The sequence below is a fragment of the Hylemonella sp. P2_B10 genome (assembly GCF_056404875.1).
Genome location: NZ_JBFUDE010000001.1, coordinates 229,246 through 243,976 on the forward strand (window position 1 = coordinate 229,246; position 14,731 = coordinate 243,976).

Here is a 14,731-nt window from a genome sequence, read left to right on the forward strand (position 1 = left end):
CTGCCTGGGATTTTAGCCAGCCCTTAAAACCCTCGTATGACAACCGTGCTATCTAGAATAGCGAACCACCCATGACGTTCACCCAACCTGTTTCCAGCACACCGCGCCTGTGGGCCCTGATCCCGTGCGCCGGCTCCGGCAGCCGGGCGCTGTCGCCGGGCCAACCGCCCGCACTCGCCAAGCAATACCAGATCGTGGCTGGAGAGCCGCTGGTGCTGCACACGCTGGCCGCCTTTGCAGCCGTGTCGCGCCTGGCCGGCACGCTGGTGGTGGTGGCGCCGGGCGACGACTTTTTCAACGGCTTTTTCGCCGCGCCCGACACGCCCACCTTCCAGGTGGCGGCCGTGGGCGGTGCCAGCCGGGCCCACAGCGTGGCCAATGGCCTGGTCCATTTGCGTACGCTGGGCGCGGGTGAGGGCGACTGGGTGCTGGTGCATGACGCCGCCCGCTGCCTGGTGACACCGGCGCAAATCGACGCGCTGATCGACGCCTGCCTGGACGACCCGGTGGGCGGCCTGCTGGCCCTCAAACTGCCCGACACGCTGAAGAGCGAACGCGATGGCCGCGTGGCCGCCACATTGGACCGCGCGGACAAGTGGCTGGCGCAGACGCCGCAGATGTTCCGCCTGGCACAGCTGGCGCAGGCGCTGACCGAAGCGCAGGAATTCAGCGGCGCCCAGGTGACGGATGAAGCCAGCGCCATCGAAGCCATGGGCCTGAACCCCAAGCTGGTGGCCGGCAGCGCGCAGAATTTCAAGGTCACCTACCCCGAGGACTTCGCGCTGGCCCAGGCCGTGCTGACAGCCCGCCAGGCCCCCAAGGAGCAACAAGCATGAATTTCAGGATAGGCGAGGGCTGGGACGTGCACCAACTGGTGGCCGGCCGCAAGCTCATCATTGGCGGGGTGGAGATCCCCTACCACCTGGGCCTGCTGGGCCATTCCGATGCCGACGTGCTGCTGCACGCCATCACTGATGCGTTGCTGGGTGCAGCCGCTTTGGGTGACATTGGCAAGCACTTTCCTGATACCGACCCGCAGTTCAAAGGCGCGGATTCCAAAGTGCTGTTGGCAGAGGCCGCCCGTCGCGTGCGCGCGCAGGGCTACCAGATCGGCAACATCGACAGCACCGTCATCGCCCAGGCGCCGCGCCTGGCGCCGCACATTGCCGGCATGCGCGAATGCATTGCCGCCGCGCTGGGCCTGGAGCTGGGTCAGGTCAACGTCAAGGCCAAGACGGCCGAAAAGCTGGGGCCCATAGGGCAGGGCGAGGGCATAGAGGCGCGCGCCGTGGTGCTGCTCTGCTGACGGCGTTGACGTGACAGTGGCCGCCAGGCCGCACGCTCACTGCGGCTGGTGGCAAACGGCTTCAATGTTGTAGCCGTCGGGGTCGCGCACAAATGCGCCGTAGTACGACGGGTGGTAGTGCGCTCGCAGGCCCGGCGGGCCGTTGTCCGTCGCGCCGGCGGCAATGGCCGCGTGGTAGAACGCATCGACCGCTGCCCGGTCGGCACTGGCAAATGCGATATGGATGCCCGGGCTGGGTTCGCCTGGCTTGATCCAGAAGTCCGGGATGAATTCCTTGCGAAAGCCGGCGCCCGAAGCGCTTTCCATCAGCAGCGTGTAGCCCAAAGGCGCCAGCGCCTGCGCATAAAAGCGTTTGCTCTTGTCGTAGTCCGCCACGCGGATGCTGATGTGGTCAATCATGCCGTTGCTCCTTGCCGTTCAAAGCTTCGTCGCCCGCTGCAGCTTGATGTGCGCCGCCAGCCCGCCCGAGCGGCTGTTGGCCAGCGCGAAGGTGCCGCCCATGCGGCTGATGGTCTTGTCCACGATGGCCAGGCCCAGGCCGGCGCCGTTGGCGGCGGTGCGGGCGGCCTCGCCGCGGTAAAACGGCTGTGTCAGGTTGGCCAGCTGGTCCGGGCTCACGCCCAGGCCGTGGTCACGCAGCTTGATCAACACCCATTTGTCGCGCGCAATGGCCGCAATGCTGACCTCGGCCACGCCGGTGTCGGCCGTCTTGCCGTACCTGCGGGCGTTTTCCAGCAGGTTGGAGATCACCCGGCGCAGCTCCACCGGGTCGGCCCGCACCATCAGGTTTTCGTGCATGCTGAGCTTGATGCGGATGTCCGCATGGTCGCGCACCGCGTACACGCAGGCGTCCACGATCTCGCGCAACGGCACGCTGTGTAGCTCGATGTGGTCGGGCCGCGCATAGTCCAGGAACTTGTCGATGATGGCGTCCAGCTGCGTGATGTCGGCCGACATGTGGTCGCGCGCGTCCACGTCGGCCACGCTCAGCTCGGTCTCCAGCCGCAGGCGCGCCAGCGGCGTGCGCAGGTCGTGCGAGATGCCGGCCAGCATCAGCGCGCGGTCCTGCTCTATCTTGGCCAGCTTTTGCGCCATGCGGTTGAAGCCGATGTTGACCTCGCGTATCTCGCTGGTGCTGACCGTCTCGTCCAGCCGGCTGGCGTTGAAGTCGCCGTCGCGCACCCGGCTGGCGGCAAACGACAGTTCTTTCAGCGGCCGGTTGATCAGCCCGGCGATCAGCGCCGAGCCGGCCAGCGACAGGGCGGCCGCCACCAGCAGCCAGGCCATCCAGGTCTTGCTGCCGGCCGGGTTGAAGCGCTCGCGGTCGGTCAGGAACCAATAGGCGTCACCATCAATGACAAAGCCCACCCACAGGCCTTCTTGCTTGTTGACGCTGGCCGCCACCACGGTTTCCGGCCCCAGGCGGGCGGTCAGCTCCTGCGTCACGCGGCGCGCCAGCGCGTCCTCGTTGTGCGGCTGAAACACGTCGGTGGGCTCGCGCGGCATGATGCGCACGCTCTCCTGCTCGCTCATGGTCTTGATCAGCGACACCCGGGCGATGGCGTCGGCGTGCACCAGCGCTGCGCGCGAGAGGTTGACCAGCGAGGCGATCTGCTGTGCCGTCTGGATGGCGCGCGGCTCGAATTCCAGCGAGCGCAACGTTTGCAGCCAGGCCAGGATGCTGCCAATCAGCAGCAGCCCGAGCAGGAAGAAGGTGCGCCAGAACAGGCTCAGGCCCGCGCCGCGGCGTCTCCCCAGCACGGCCGCAGGCCCTTCCAGCGGCGCGGGGGCGCTGCTGTCAAAGGGTAAGACGCTGTCTTTGGCCAAGAAGGGGGTCAGCTGGCGGCGTCGGGCACGAACACGTAGCCCACGCCCCACACCGTCTGTATATAGCGTGGCGAGGCGGCGTCGGCCTCCACCAGCTTGCGCAGGCGTGACACCTGCACGTCCAGGCTGCGGTCAAACGGCTCAAACTCGCGGCCGCGCGCCAGCTGGGCCAGCTTTTCGCGCGACAGCGGCTGGCGCGGGTGGCGCACCAGCACCTTCAGCATGGAAAACTCGCCCGTGGTCAGCGGCAGTTCGACGTCGTTCTTGCGCAGTGTGCGCGCGCCCAAGTCAAAACTGAAGGGGCCAAAGCTCACCACCTCGTTGTCGCTGGACGGCGCTCCCGGCGCCTCCTGGGCCGGGCGGCGGCGCAGCACGGCGTGGATGCGAGCCAGCAGCTCGCGTGGGTTGAAGGGCTTGCCCAGGTAGTCGTCGGCACCCACCTCCAGGCCGACGATGCGGTCGATCTCCTCGCCCTTGGCCGTCAGCATGATGATGGGGGTGGTGTCGTTGGCCGCGCGCAGGCGGCGGCAGATCGACAGGCCGTCTTCGCCCGGCATCATCAGGTCCAGCACGATCAGGTCGGCGGTTTCGCGCAGCATCAGGCGGTTCATGGATTTGCCGTCCTCCGCCAGGATGACTTCAAACCCTTCCTGGGTCAGGTAGCGGCGCAGCAGGTCGCGGATGCGGGCGTCGTCATCAACCACCAGGATCTTGTCGGTCTTGCTTGTATTTGTGGTCATGGTTCAGGGAGGGGTGAATTTGTAACAGAACCATTTTGACGCGCGGATGCATCACCTGAGACGCTTTTTGCGTCTGTTTTTCATAATGTTACAAATGTTGCGCAGACTGTTGCCTGGTTAAATCCCACAATGTGCACCGGGGCCTGTGGGCTGCCGTTGGGGTGACAAGATGAAGAACATGGTGATCGCTTTCTCGCTGCTGTTGCTGCTGCCCGGTGTCTGGGCGCAGGGTAATCCCGCGCACCCGGAAAAAACCCAACGCCAGGCCGCCCGCCGTGAGATGCTGAAAGAGCAAAAGCCGGTGGAACCCTCGGTGCGTGAGCAGCAGGCCCAGCGCCGTGCCGACCTGCGCGCCGCCTTGCTGTCCAAGCGAGCGCCCGAGCAACAGCAGGGCGAAAACAACAAACACCTGACACCCAGCGAACGCATGGAGCTGCGCCAGCAACTGCGCCAGCAGCAGATGGAACGCCAGGGCAAGGGCGGCTGATTTTTTTGAATGTTGAAAGGCTTGTTTTGATTTCTGTTTCCCGGCGATTCGCCGTACCGGCATCTGTTGTCTCAGTCGCTCTGGCCACGCTGGCCTCGCTTTCCGCTCCCCCCGCACTGGCCCAGGACCGCACCCGTTCGCAGGAACGCAACCAGGTGCAACTGTCCGCCACCGCCGCGCAAGACGTGGCGCAAGACTGGCTGAGCCTGAGCCTGAACACCAGCCGCGACGGTGCCGACGCCAACCTGATCCAGACCCAGCTGAAAACCGCCATGGACGCTGCGCTGGCAGAGGCCAGGAAAGCCGCCCAGCCCGGCCAGCTGGAGGTGCGCACCGGCAACTTCAGCCTGGCGCCGCGCTACGGGCGCGACGGCAAGATCAGTGGCTGGTCCGGCACCATCGAGTTGGTGATGGAGGGGCGGGACTTCGCCCGCATCAGCGCCACCGCCGGCAAGATCACCACCCTGACCATGGGCAACATCGCCTTCAGCCTGAGCCGCGAGCAGCGCGCCAAGGTGGAGACCGAGACGCAGGCTGCTGCGATCGAGCGTTTCAAGGCCAAGGCGGACGACATCGCCAAGAGCTTCGGCTTTGCCGGCTACACGCTGGGACAGGTGGCCGTGAGTGCCAGCGACCAGACCATGCCGGTGCCACGCCCGCGCCTCTTGACCATGAAGGCCGACATCTCCATGTCCGAATCGGCCATTCCGGTGGAAGCCGGCAAGGCCACCGTCAGCACCACCGTCAGCGGCAGCGTGCTGCTGAAATAACACCCCTGCCTGTTCTGGCCCCGCGTTGCGCGGGGCGCGGAACTGTGGCCGGATTGTGGCGGCAGGCCAACCTTGCTGCGCCGCGGCATTGGAAAGCGCAGTGCGCGGCACTACACTGCACCCAAAGTCGTTGGTTGATACATGTCCCAGTTTTCTCCCCTGTCTACCTTGCAGCGCCTGACCACGGGCGCGTCCCCCGTTGCGCCAACCTCCCTCGGCCGGTTTGAGCTGAAGCTGATCCTGGGCAAAGGGGCCCAGTCCGTGGTGTGGCGGGCCTTTGACCCGCGCCTGGAGCGCGACGTCGCCATCAAGGTGATGCGCGCTGATGAGACCACCGATCTGGCCGCCGTCACCCGCTGGCTGAAAGAGGCGCGCAGTGTCAGCCGCCTGACGCACCCCAACATCGTGCCCGTGTTCGAGGCCGACGTGCACGAGCACCAGCCCTACCTGGTGTTCGAATACGTGCCCGGCGAGACCATGGCCGAGCAGCTGAGCCGCCAGGGCGCCATGGCGCCGTTGGAAGCCGCCACCGTGATGCTGGACGTGCTGGACGCGCTGGGCGCGGCGCATGCCGCCGGCGTGATCCACCGCGACTTGAAGCCGTCCAACGTGCTGATGGAAAAAGGCGGCCGCGCCCGCGTGATGGACTTCGGCATTGCCGCCAGCGTCACACAGCCCACCGACACCGGCGCCAACCGCTACGCCGGCACGCCCGGCTACATGTCGCCCGAGGCGGTCACCGGGGCCGCGCCGGCCGCCAGCATGGACGTGTTCTCTGCCGGCGTGGTGCTGGCCGAGCTGCTGCTGGGCCACCCGCTGGTGAACGAGCGCGACCCCATGCGTGCCATCTACCGGGTCACCCACGAGGCGCTGGAACTGCCCGACACCCTGAGTGGCGCGGTGGACGACAAGCTGCGCGCCATCATCCTGCGTGCCATTGCCCGCGATCCGGCAAAACGCTATCCGGATGCCCAGGCCTTCGCCAACGAGTTGCGCGCCTGGCTGACCCCGGCCGCGCCGGACGGCAGCCCGGCCGCCGAACCCGGCAAGACCGGCGGCAGCGGCACGTTGGACTTCTTGCTGCGCCGCATGCGCCACAAGAGCGACTTCCCCGCGCTGTCGGATTCCGTCAGCCGCATCCAAGGTATCGCCAGCTCCGAGAAGGAGAGCGTGGCCAGCCTGACCAACGAGATCTTGAAGGACGTGGCGCTGACCAACAAGCTGCTGCGCCTGGTCAACAGCGCCCACTTTTCGCAGGGCGGCACCATCAGCACGGTGTCGCGCGCCGTGCAGTTGGTGGGCTTCAACGGCATACGCAACATGGCCTTGAGCCTGGTGCTGCTGGACCATATGCAGGACAAGGCGCACGCCCACATTCTGAAAGAGGAGTTCTTGCGCTCGCTGATGGCTGGCTCCATAGGCGGCCAGCTGTGCCCGCAGGCGCGCGACGCCGAAGAGGCCTTCCTGTGCGCGCTGTTTCAGAACCTGGGGCGCATGCTGGCCGAGTTCTACTTCCCCGAAGAAGCGCACACCGTGCGCGCGCTGGTGGCGGCGAAGAAAAAGCCGCTGAGCGAGGCGGCGGCGGCCACCCAGGTGCTGGGCCTGAATTACACCGAGCTGGGCATGGGCGTGTCCCAGGCCTGGGGCCTGCCCGTGGGCCTGCAACGTTGCATGAACAAGGCGCCCGATACGCCGCCGTCCAGCCCACCCAGCGACCCCGGCGAGCGCATGCGCTGGATCGCCTCGGTGGCCAACAACATCGCCGACCTGCTGCTGCAAACCGACCCCAAAGAGGTTGAGGCCAAGCTGCTGACCCTGGCCAACCGCTATGCCCGCACCCTGGGCCTGAGCAGCGAGGAAGTGCAGGGCGCCACCCGGCGCGCCCGCGAACGGCTGATCGACCTGTCGCAGATCATGGAGCTGAAGGTGCAGCCCGGTTCCAGCGCCGCGCGGCTGCTGGCGCCGCCGCCCACCGACCTGGACGGCAAGATGGTGGCCTTTGAGACCAACGACACGCTGACGCCGCACGAGCTGCACGCCACGCAAACCGGCACGCTGACTGACAGCCCGGCCGACACCGTGCGCGACAGCCGGCGCGTGGGCGAGATACTGGCCGCCGGCATACAGGACATCACCAACGCCATGGTGGAAGACTTCAAGCTCAGCGATGTGCTGCGCATGATCCTGGAAACCATGTACCGCGCCATGGGCTTCCAACGCGTGATCTTCTGCATGCGCGACGCCAAGACCGACACGCTGACCGCACGCTTCGGCCTGGGCGAGGAGGTGAGCAGCCTCATCAAGCCCTTCAACGTGCCGCTGAAGGGCAACACGGCCGACCTGTTTGCCGCTGTGTGCCTGAAGGGGGTGGACACCATGATCAGCGACGCCTCGGAAGCCAAGATCGCCGAGCGCCTGCCGGCCTGGTACCGCAAGGCCATCAACGCGCCGACCTTCCTGCTGTTGCCGCTGCAGATCAAAGGGGCGCCGTTTGGGTTGATCTATGCAGACATGGGGCGGCCTGGCGGGCTGGTGCTGGACGACAAGGAGCTGGCTTTGCTGCGGACCTTGCGCAACCAGGCGGTGATGGCTTTCCGTCAATCGAACTAGGCTCTCACGACCGCCACTTCGGGATCAGGCCGACACGGCACTCGGCTCCGCGGCTGTCCCCCGGCCCTTCGGGCCTCCTCCTTGATGCCGCTGCGCCGAATGTCGCATCGACCTGATCTTGCCAGCGTGGTGGGCGTGCGACCGTCATGCAAGCCAAAACAGCTGCAAGCTGTCTGCAGGAACTGCGCTTCGTCGCATCTTGCTTCCGTTTGACTGTTGGGCCGTCTAGGATTTGCGGTCGCGTCCAGCCAGGGCGCCGTCTCACATCATTCAGGCTATCCCCATGCACAAACTCTTCGCTGTCATTCCCCTCGTCTGCTCACTGGCCGCAATGGCTCAGACTGCGCCGAATCCGCCGTCGGAGGCGGCGGCTGCGGTCGACATCGCGGACCAGGCCGCGCGCCAGCGCGGTGGACGGACTCAGGTCGCGGTGCTGGGTACCGCCCACTTGCGAGGCACGCCTGCGGCCATCACGCGGCTGGCCTTTGATCCGCTGCTGGCGCGGCTGGCTGCCTTCAAGCCTGACCTGGTGGCGGTGGAGACCCTGTCAGGCGCGCAATGCGATTACCTGCGCGCCTACGTGTTCGCCTACGAGGACACGGCCAAGACCTATTGCTTTGACAGCAGCGCGGCCCGGGGCCATTTGAAACTGGACAATGCCGCTGCCGAGCGTGACATCGAACACCTGCTGTCCTCCGGCCGCGAGCTGGCGCCTGCGCAACGCCGCCGCCTGGTGGCGCTGTTCCTGGCCGTGGGCGAGCCGCTGTCAGCCGGCTTGCAGTGGTTGCGCCTGGCGCCCGTGGAGCGGGTGGCGGATGCGGCGTTGCCTGCCGAATTGATCGCCCAGGTCGACAAGAAGCTGGCGCAACGCTCCGAGGACACATGGATCGCCGTCCCGTTGGCGTTGAAGCTCGGGCTGGAGCGGATTTACCCCGTGGATGACCACACCGGTGACCGCGCCACCGGTCCCTTCGACGACGCCACCTATGAAGCGAACATGAAGCGCATCTGGGCCAACCCGCATGTCGAGACCCGCCACAAGCTGGACACCCAGGCGCAAGACAAGGCGGCTGCCGACGGCGACGTGCTGGGCTGGTACCGCTGGATGAATTCAGCCCAGGCGGCCCGCCTGGCGGTGGCCAGCGACTTTGGCGCTGCAGCCGGCGACGCCGGTGAAGCGCGCGTCGGTCGCGCCTACCTGGCCTATTGGGAAACTCGCAACCTGCGCATGGCCGCCAATATTCGGGAAGTTGTCGGTCGCTCCAAGGCCAATCGGGTGGTGGCCATCGTGGGCGCGTCGCACAAGCCGTACTACGAGCGCTACCTGGGGATGATGAGCGACGTTGACGTATTCAACGTTGACGCGTTGTTGAAATAACCGTCGATGGCAACCACAGACCGGTCACCCCCTCAGCACTTCTGGTATTTCCAGTTCCGCTGCTTGCCCTCGGCAATCCACTCCAGCGCCTGCAGCATGCGGCGCTCGCGCGTGGCCTCGGTCTTGGCCTCTTCCAGCCAGTCGGTGTACTCGCGCTTGGCGCTGGGCGAGAAGGCTTCGAAGTGCTTGGCGGCGGCTGGCTGGGTGCGCAGCGCCTTGGCAAAGTCGTCTGGCACCACCACCGGGCGCGGCGCTGTCTTGGGCTTGGCGCGGTTGGGGGCCTGCACGCCCTCGTCATTCAGCGCCATCGCCTTCTTCACGTAGCCGGCCAGCACCTTCTTGGGCGGCAGGTCCTTCACCGTGGTCAGGCGGCCGAACTGGCCCATGCCTTCGTCGTTCTTGTTGTCGGCGCCGGGTACGATCAGCTGGCCCTTCCAGAAGCCCAGGGCGCAATGCTCCTTGAAGTAGGACATGCCGCACATCATGCCCTTGTAGTCAAAATGCGGGCGGCTCCATTTCATGGTCTCCACCACCTCGGGGCAGGCGGCGTGCACCACGTCGCGTACCTGCTGCAGGATGGGTTGGGCAAAGGCGGGCGCGCCGGCAATGTAGGCGGTGACGCGCGGGTCTAGCGTGGGCATTGGGCGGCTCCTCTTGTTGTTTGGCCTGGCCGGCATATTAGCAGTGGTGGAACAAAACACGGTCTATAGAATCGCAGGTTCAGGGAAAGAGAGAGGGAGCGTTTCATATGGTTTTCGGCATCGGCCTGCACGTCATCGTCGCCATCTTCTTCGCCATCCACGCCATGCGCAGCGGGCAGCAAATGTATTGGCTGATGATCCTGTTCGCCTTCCCGCTGCTGGGCTCCATCGTCTACTTCTTCGCCATCTACCTGCCTGATTCGCGGTTGCAGCACGGCGCCCGCAAGGCGGTGGCCGCCGTGGGCCGTGCGCTGGACCCCACGCGCGAGCTGCGCGAGGCGCGCGAGGCCTTCAACTTCACCCCCACGGCGCAAAACCAGATGCGCCTGGCCGCAGCGCTGCTGGAAGCGGGAGACGCCAAAGAGGCCGCCGCCAACTACGAGGCCTGCCTGAAGGGCCCGTTTGCCAGCGACGCCGAAATCAAGTTTGCTGCCTCGCGTGCCTTTGTCGAAAGCGGCCAGCCGGTGCGCGCCATTCACTACCTGCGCGAGGTGCGGGCAGACAACGCCAACTTTCGCGCCGAGCAACTCAGCCTGTTGTTGGCCCGCGCGCTGGCGGCTGATGGCCAGCAGCCCCAGGCGGGTGCCGAGTTTGCCGCCGCCGAGGCGCGCTTTGGCAGCTTTGAGGCCAAGGCCGAATACGCCATGTGGGCCTTGGCCCAGGGCGACAAGCCGCTGGCCGAGCGCCTGCTGGCCGAGTTGGACGACACCATGCGGCGCTGGAGCGGCGCCACGCGCGAGTTGCAGTTGCCTCTGGTGAAACGCTTGCAGGCGGCGCGGGCATGAACCCCATCGACCGCCTTCGGGCCGCCGAACTGGCCACAGAGCAGGGCCGCCATGCCGAGGCCCTGGAAGGCTTTCTGTGGTTCCACCACCATGCCCTGGCCGAGCGGCCGTCGCTCAGCGGCGTGCGCCTGTCCTTCGCGCTCGCCTCCTGGCTGGACCTGGCACACGACTACCCGCCCGCGATGGCCGCCTTTCAGCAACTGCGTGACGACAACACGGCCCGCATCCGCGCCGGCGCGCTGGACTGGGACCTGTTCCATGAGGTTGTCGCATTCAACGAGGCACTCGGTGAGGAAGACCTGACGCACCGCCTGTTCTGCGACATCGCGGCGCAAAACCCCGAATTCGCCGCCCGTTGTGCACGCGTGGCCACGCCGGCCATGGTGAAAGCGCGCGACTTCGCCCGCGCACGCAGTTACATTGCCGATCCCGAGGCGGCCGTCGGCAGGCTGGCCACGACGCTGGCCGAAGATGCGACTGCCGCGCGGACGGCTGCCACGCCCGAGCTTCAGCAGGCCAGGCTGGAAGCGCACATCCACATCTACGCCGACACCGTGGGCATGCTGGCCAAGATCGTCCGGGGCACCGGCGAGCCCGACAGGGCCACCGGGTTGCTGGCGCTGGCCTTGGAGCGCGTCGATGACCCGGAAGTCCGCTCTGCCGTTCGTGACAAGATCAACGGCCAGGCCTTGAACGGCAGCCCGATGGCCTGACCACTCTGCATGCGCTGTTTTTTTCTCTGTTTCGCTATGGTGTTGGCCGCTGCGGCAGGTGCCCCTGCCGCCGCGCAAACGCTGGTCTTTCATGACGTCAACATCGTCGATGGTCGTGGTTCACTCGTGCAGCCCGGCATGGACCTCACCGTGGCAGACGGCCGCATCGTCGCCATCGCACCCGCACCCGCATCCGGGCGTAGCGCGGTCGTCAAACCAGGTGTGCAGGTCATCGAAGGCCACGGCAAGTACCTGATGCCCGGCATCATCGATGCACACGTGCACCTGCGCGGCGCCGACCTCAAGGCGGTGCTGGCCGGCTATCTGTACCACGGTGTCACCACCATTGCGGACCTGGGCAACGCCCCTGCCACCATCCTGCCGCTGCGCGAGGCTGAGCGGGCAGGGCGCATTGCCGCGCCGCGCATCTTCGCGGCTGGCAACCTGGTTACTGCGCCGGGCGGCAAGAGCGCGGAGATGGGCCTGCTGGTCAGTGACTTTGCGCGTGATCGGCCGCTGCTGGCGCAGCACCTGGCCACCCAGCAGCCGGACTTTGCCAAGCTGGTTTACGACGAGGGCGGCTGGCCCGGCACCGCGCCGGTGGCGCTGCTGCCGCTGTCGCTGCTGCGCCAGGTGGACGGCTTTTACAAGCAGCAGGGCCTGCGCACCATCGTGCACGTGGTCAATGAACAGCGCGCCATGGAGGCGTTGGATGCCGGTGCCGACGCGCTGGCCCATGCGCTGATCGAGGCGCCCGTCAATGACGCCTTTGTGCGCCGCATGGCGGCCAGCAAGACCCCGTTTGCCAGCACGCTGGCCGTGGGCGACATGCCGGAGCGGCTGACTCGCCACCCCGAATTCCTGGACCAACCCGCATACGCTGCCGTCACCAGCCCGCAAGAACGCGAAACGCTGCGCACCACCGTGCGCAACAGCTACCTGAGCGGCCCGCGCAAGGCCTTTGCCGACTGGCGCACCCGCATGCTGCCGGTGTGCATGGACAACATACGCCGCATCGTGCAGGCCGGCGGCATGGCGGCCTTGGGCACGGACCAGAGCAACGGCGCCGCCACGCACCGCGAGATGGCGCTGCTGGTCCAGGCCGGCCTGACGCCGGCGCAGGTCATCCCCATCGCCACCCACAACGCGGCGGTGTTCCTGGGCAAGGCGGAGGAGCTGGGCGCGGTGGAAGTGGGCAAGCGGGCTGACCTGCTGCTGCTCCATGCGGATCCCACGCAGGATGTGACCCACATCGCCGCCATCGCATTGGTGATGAAGAACGGTCGAATCGTGGATGAGTCACTGTTGCCGCTGGCCGGTGGGCCACAGAAGGCGCGTTGGGCGCCTTGAGCGCTGTGGCGGCTTCATACGCGCCAGTGTGTTCGCCGTTAAAAGCGCTGCGCTGCCGCCGTGCGAATCTGCCGAAACGTCAAATTCACGCGCGGCCCCAGCGGCCGGTTTTCTTTCTCGATGGCGTGCATCCAGTTGCGCTGGGTGTCGCCGCGCATCAGCAACAGGCAGCCAGAGGGCAGTTCTATGCGCACCGGCTTCAGCGCCTTGTTGTGCTTGTGTTTCATCACAAAGGTGCGCGTTTCACCCAGGCTCAGCGACGCGATGGGCGGCTTGGGGCCCAGCTCGGGCTCGTCATCGCTGTGCATGGCCACGCTGTCGTGCTGGTCGCGGTAGTAGTTCAGCAGCACGCTGTTGAACTGCTCGCCGGTCACCGCCTCCACCCGCGCTTTCAGGTCCAGCAGCAGCGGCGTCCACGGGTTGACCTTCAGCGCATGGTCATAGCGGTAGAAGACGTCGCTGTGCCAGGCGTTCAGGCGCGGCTGGGCCACCAGCTTGCCCCACATCACGCGGTCCTTGGCTTCCCAATGGCCGGTGGCAACCAGTTCGCGCAGGATGCCGTCTGCCGGTGCGGGCAAATCCAGCGTGCGCAGGAACTGTATGTCTGCGCCGGGCAGCGGCAGGCGCTGGAACTGCTCTTCGGCAGAAAAAAGATCGGTGCCCATGGGCTGCGTCACTGGCTTGATATGACTGTCTAAAAATACAGTATACGTGACCGACTGGCCCAACCGCCCGCTTTACCTGCTGGACGAGCGGGTACGGGTAGTGTATTTTTCGCCGTAAGGGTATTCCTAGAACAAGAAGTGGCACGCCCGTCCCCCTATTTCAACAAGAAGACCCGTCTCTCGTGCAGCCAGCGGCGGCTGCATGCGGGGCGGTTTAAACCGCCACCAAGGAGCCCGCGCCATGTCAAACCCCCTGGACTTCGTGCAAAAACCAACAGTCCTGATCGTGGACGACACGTTGGACAACCTGACGTTGATGTCCGGCCTGCTCAAGGGCTTGTACCGGGTCAAGATCGCCACCGGAGGCGCCAGGGCGCTAGACATCGTGCGCGGTGAATCGCCGCCGGACCTGATCCTGCTGGACATCATGATGCCGGAGATGTCCGGCTACGAGGTGTGCAAGCTGCTGAAGGACGACCCGGCCACCCGGCACATCCCCATCATCTTCCTGACCGCGTTGACCTCCACTGAGGAAGAGAAAAAGGGCCTGGAGCTGGGCGCGGTGGACTTCATCACCAAGCCGGTGAACCCGCCCATCGTGCTGGCGCGCGTGGCCACGCAGTTGCAGGTGAAGGTGGCGGCCGATTTCCTGCGTGACCAGAACGACTTCCTGGAGACCGAGGTGCAGCGGCGCGGGCGCGAACTGTCCGCCATCCAGGACGTCACCATCCTGGCCATGGCCTCGCTGGCTGAAACGCGGGACAACGACACCGGCAACCATATCCGTCGCACCCAGCACTACATACGCCTGCTGGCCGATCAGTTGCGCGAGCACCCGCGCTTCTCGCGCTACCTGAACGACCGTACGATAGACATGCTGTACAAGTCGGCGCCGCTGCACGACATCGGCAAGGTGGGCATCCCGGACCGCATCCTGCTCAAGCCGGGTCGCTTCGAGCCGCACGAGTTCGAGATCATGAAGACCCATTGCAAGCTGGGCCGCGACGCCATCCAGAGCGCCGAAGACCGCTTAGGCACGGAGGTGGAGTTCCTCAAGTACGCGAAGGAAATCGCCTACGGCCACCAGGAGAAGTGGGACGGCACCGGCTACCCCGAAGGCCTGGCCGGCGACGACATCCCCATCTCCGCCCGCCTGATGGCGGTGGCCGACGTCTACGACGCGCTGATCAGCCGGCGCGTCTACAAGGAGGGCATGCCGCATGAGAAGGCGGTGGCCATCATCACCGAGGGCCGCGGCAGGCATTTCGACCCCGACATGGTGGACGCCTTTATCGCCGTGGCCGAACAGTTTCAGGGTATTGCGCTCACCTTTGCCGACAGCGACGACGAGCTGGCGGAAAAGGCCGAGGCGCTGAAGGTCATACGTGGATAGCCCGGC

General features: G+C 66.1%; 15 protein-coding genes. 10 read left to right on the forward strand and 5 right to left on the reverse strand.

The annotated features are described in order from the left end of the window. The first annotated feature begins 71 nt into the window (after positions 1–71). Positions 72–836 carry a 2-C-methyl-D-erythritol 4-phosphate cytidylyltransferase gene (ispD, locus tag AC1DX2_RS01085; protein WP_477194432.1) on the forward strand — a complete coding sequence of 255 codons (765 nt, stop codon included), beginning with the start codon at positions 72–74 and terminating at the stop codon, positions 834–836. After that, positions 833–1,306: a 2-C-methyl-D-erythritol 2,4-cyclodiphosphate synthase gene (gene ispF / locus AC1DX2_RS01090; RefSeq protein WP_477194433.1), complete on the forward strand. Its 474-nt coding sequence runs from the start codon at positions 833–835 to the stop codon at positions 1,304–1,306. Before ispD ends, ispF begins: the two co-directional genes overlap by 4 nt. A 36-nt stretch (positions 1,307–1,342) precedes the next feature. On the opposite strand, the gene AC1DX2_RS01095 is transcribed toward ispF, so the two are convergent. From AC1DX2_RS01095 to ompR, 3 genes are read right to left on the reverse strand one after another with little or no spacing between them, the layout of a single operon-like run. Continuing rightward, entirely contained in the window at positions 1,343–1,705 is a 363-nt protein-coding gene (locus tag AC1DX2_RS01095) for a VOC family protein (protein ID WP_477194434.1), read from the reverse strand. A gap of 18 nt (positions 1,706–1,723) precedes the next feature. Continuing rightward, entirely contained in the window at positions 1,724–3,133 is a 1,410-nt protein-coding gene (locus tag AC1DX2_RS01100; protein ID WP_477194435.1) for a sensor histidine kinase, read from the reverse strand. Between the two features lie 8 nt (positions 3,134–3,141). After that, positions 3,142–3,873, reverse strand: a complete 732-nt coding sequence (ompR, locus tag AC1DX2_RS01105) for an osmolarity response regulator transcription factor OmpR (RefSeq protein ID WP_477194436.1) — start codon at positions 3,871–3,873, stop codon at positions 3,142–3,144. 169 nt (positions 3,874–4,042) lie between these two features. On the opposite strand from ompR, the gene AC1DX2_RS01110 reads away from it, so the two are divergent. From AC1DX2_RS01110 to AC1DX2_RS01125, 4 genes are all read left to right on the forward strand, one after another. Beyond that, positions 4,043–4,360, forward strand: a complete 318-nt coding sequence (locus AC1DX2_RS01110; protein ID WP_477194437.1) for a hypothetical protein — start codon at positions 4,043–4,045, stop codon at positions 4,358–4,360. An 89-nt stretch (positions 4,361–4,449) separates the two neighbouring features. After that, complete coding sequence (locus AC1DX2_RS01115; RefSeq protein WP_477195737.1) at positions 4,450–5,130, forward strand: SIMPL domain-containing protein; 681 nt, start codon at positions 4,450–4,452, stop codon at positions 5,128–5,130. A gap of 141 nt (positions 5,131–5,271) precedes the next feature. Further along, a complete protein-coding gene (locus AC1DX2_RS01120; RefSeq protein ID WP_477194438.1) occupies positions 5,272–7,740 on the forward strand; it encodes a protein kinase domain-containing protein in 2,469 nt (822 codons plus the stop codon). Positions 7,741–8,023: 283 nt separating this feature from the next. Next, entirely contained in the window at positions 8,024–9,118 is a 1,095-nt protein-coding gene (locus tag AC1DX2_RS01125) for a DUF5694 domain-containing protein (RefSeq protein WP_477194439.1), read from the forward strand. A gap of 32 nt (positions 9,119–9,150) precedes the next feature. Here AC1DX2_RS01125 and AC1DX2_RS01130 read toward each other — a convergent pair whose 3' ends face one another. Beyond that, positions 9,151–9,759: a YdeI/OmpD-associated family protein gene (locus AC1DX2_RS01130; protein ID WP_477194440.1), complete on the reverse strand. Its 609-nt coding sequence runs from the start codon at positions 9,757–9,759 to the stop codon at positions 9,151–9,153. 107 nt (positions 9,760–9,866) lie between these two features. Here AC1DX2_RS01130 and AC1DX2_RS01135 point away from each other — a divergent pair, with 107 nt between their 5' ends. The 3 genes from AC1DX2_RS01135 to AC1DX2_RS01145 are packed head-to-tail and all read left to right on the forward strand — an operon-like array spanning position 9,867 to position 12,667. Beyond that, complete coding sequence (locus AC1DX2_RS01135; RefSeq protein WP_477194441.1) at positions 9,867–10,604, forward strand: hypothetical protein; 738 nt, start codon at positions 9,867–9,869, stop codon at positions 10,602–10,604. Continuing rightward, positions 10,601–11,317, forward strand: a complete 717-nt coding sequence (locus AC1DX2_RS01140) for a hypothetical protein (protein WP_477194442.1) — start codon at positions 10,601–10,603, stop codon at positions 11,315–11,317. Before AC1DX2_RS01135 ends, AC1DX2_RS01140 begins: the two co-directional genes overlap by 4 nt. Positions 11,318–11,353: 36 nt before the next feature. Continuing rightward, entirely contained in the window at positions 11,354–12,667 is a 1,314-nt protein-coding gene (locus AC1DX2_RS01145) for an amidohydrolase family protein (protein ID WP_477194443.1), read from the forward strand. 38 nt (positions 12,668–12,705) lie between these two features. Here the strand turns inward: AC1DX2_RS01145 and AC1DX2_RS01150 are convergent, their stop codons facing one another. After that, the gene (locus AC1DX2_RS01150; protein ID WP_477194444.1) at positions 12,706–13,332 is read right to left on the reverse strand and encodes an alpha-ketoglutarate-dependent dioxygenase AlkB family protein; all 627 of its coding nucleotides are present in this window, start codon (positions 13,330–13,332) and stop codon (positions 12,706–12,708) included. Positions 13,333–13,573: 241 nt separating this feature from the next. Between AC1DX2_RS01150 and AC1DX2_RS01155 the strand changes: the two genes are divergently transcribed. After that, complete coding sequence (locus tag AC1DX2_RS01155; RefSeq protein ID WP_477194445.1) at positions 13,574–14,725, forward strand: response regulator; 1,152 nt, start codon at positions 13,574–13,576, stop codon at positions 14,723–14,725. The last annotated feature ends 6 nt before the right edge of the window (positions 14,726–14,731 follow it).

Excerpts from the sequence above, each read along its gene's own strand:
- AC1DX2_RS01150 (WP_477194444.1), bottom strand. The coding sequence starts at position 13,332 with ATGGGCACCGATCTTTTTTCTGCCGAAGAGCAGTTCCAGCGCCTGCCG.
- ispF (WP_477194433.1), top strand. The coding sequence starts at position 833 with ATGAATTTCAGGATAGGCGAGGGCTGGGACGTGCACCAACTGGTGGCC.
- AC1DX2_RS01145 (WP_477194443.1), top strand. The coding sequence starts at position 11,354 with ATGGTGTTGGCCGCTGCGGCAGGTGCCCCTGCCGCCGCGCAAACGCTG.
- AC1DX2_RS01095 (WP_477194434.1), bottom strand. The coding sequence starts at position 1,705 with ATGATTGACCACATCAGCATCCGCGTGGCGGACTACGACAAGAGCAAA.
- ompR (WP_477194436.1), bottom strand. The coding sequence starts at position 3,873 with ATGACCACAAATACAAGCAAGACCGACAAGATCCTGGTGGTTGATGAC.
- AC1DX2_RS01140 (WP_477194442.1), top strand. The coding sequence starts at position 10,601 with ATGAACCCCATCGACCGCCTTCGGGCCGCCGAACTGGCCACAGAGCAG.
- AC1DX2_RS01135 (WP_477194441.1), top strand. The coding sequence starts at position 9,867 with ATGGTTTTCGGCATCGGCCTGCACGTCATCGTCGCCATCTTCTTCGCC.
- ispD (WP_477194432.1), top strand. The coding sequence starts at position 72 with ATGACGTTCACCCAACCTGTTTCCAGCACACCGCGCCTGTGGGCCCTG.
- AC1DX2_RS01110 (WP_477194437.1), top strand. The coding sequence starts at position 4,043 with ATGAAGAACATGGTGATCGCTTTCTCGCTGCTGTTGCTGCTGCCCGGT.
- AC1DX2_RS01155 (WP_477194445.1), top strand. The coding sequence starts at position 13,574 with ATGTCAAACCCCCTGGACTTCGTGCAAAAACCAACAGTCCTGATCGTG.
- AC1DX2_RS01120 (WP_477194438.1), top strand. The coding sequence starts at position 5,272 with ATGTCCCAGTTTTCTCCCCTGTCTACCTTGCAGCGCCTGACCACGGGC.
- AC1DX2_RS01130 (WP_477194440.1), bottom strand. The coding sequence starts at position 9,759 with ATGCCCACGCTAGACCCGCGCGTCACCGCCTACATTGCCGGCGCGCCC.
- AC1DX2_RS01125 (WP_477194439.1), top strand. The coding sequence starts at position 8,024 with ATGCACAAACTCTTCGCTGTCATTCCCCTCGTCTGCTCACTGGCCGCA.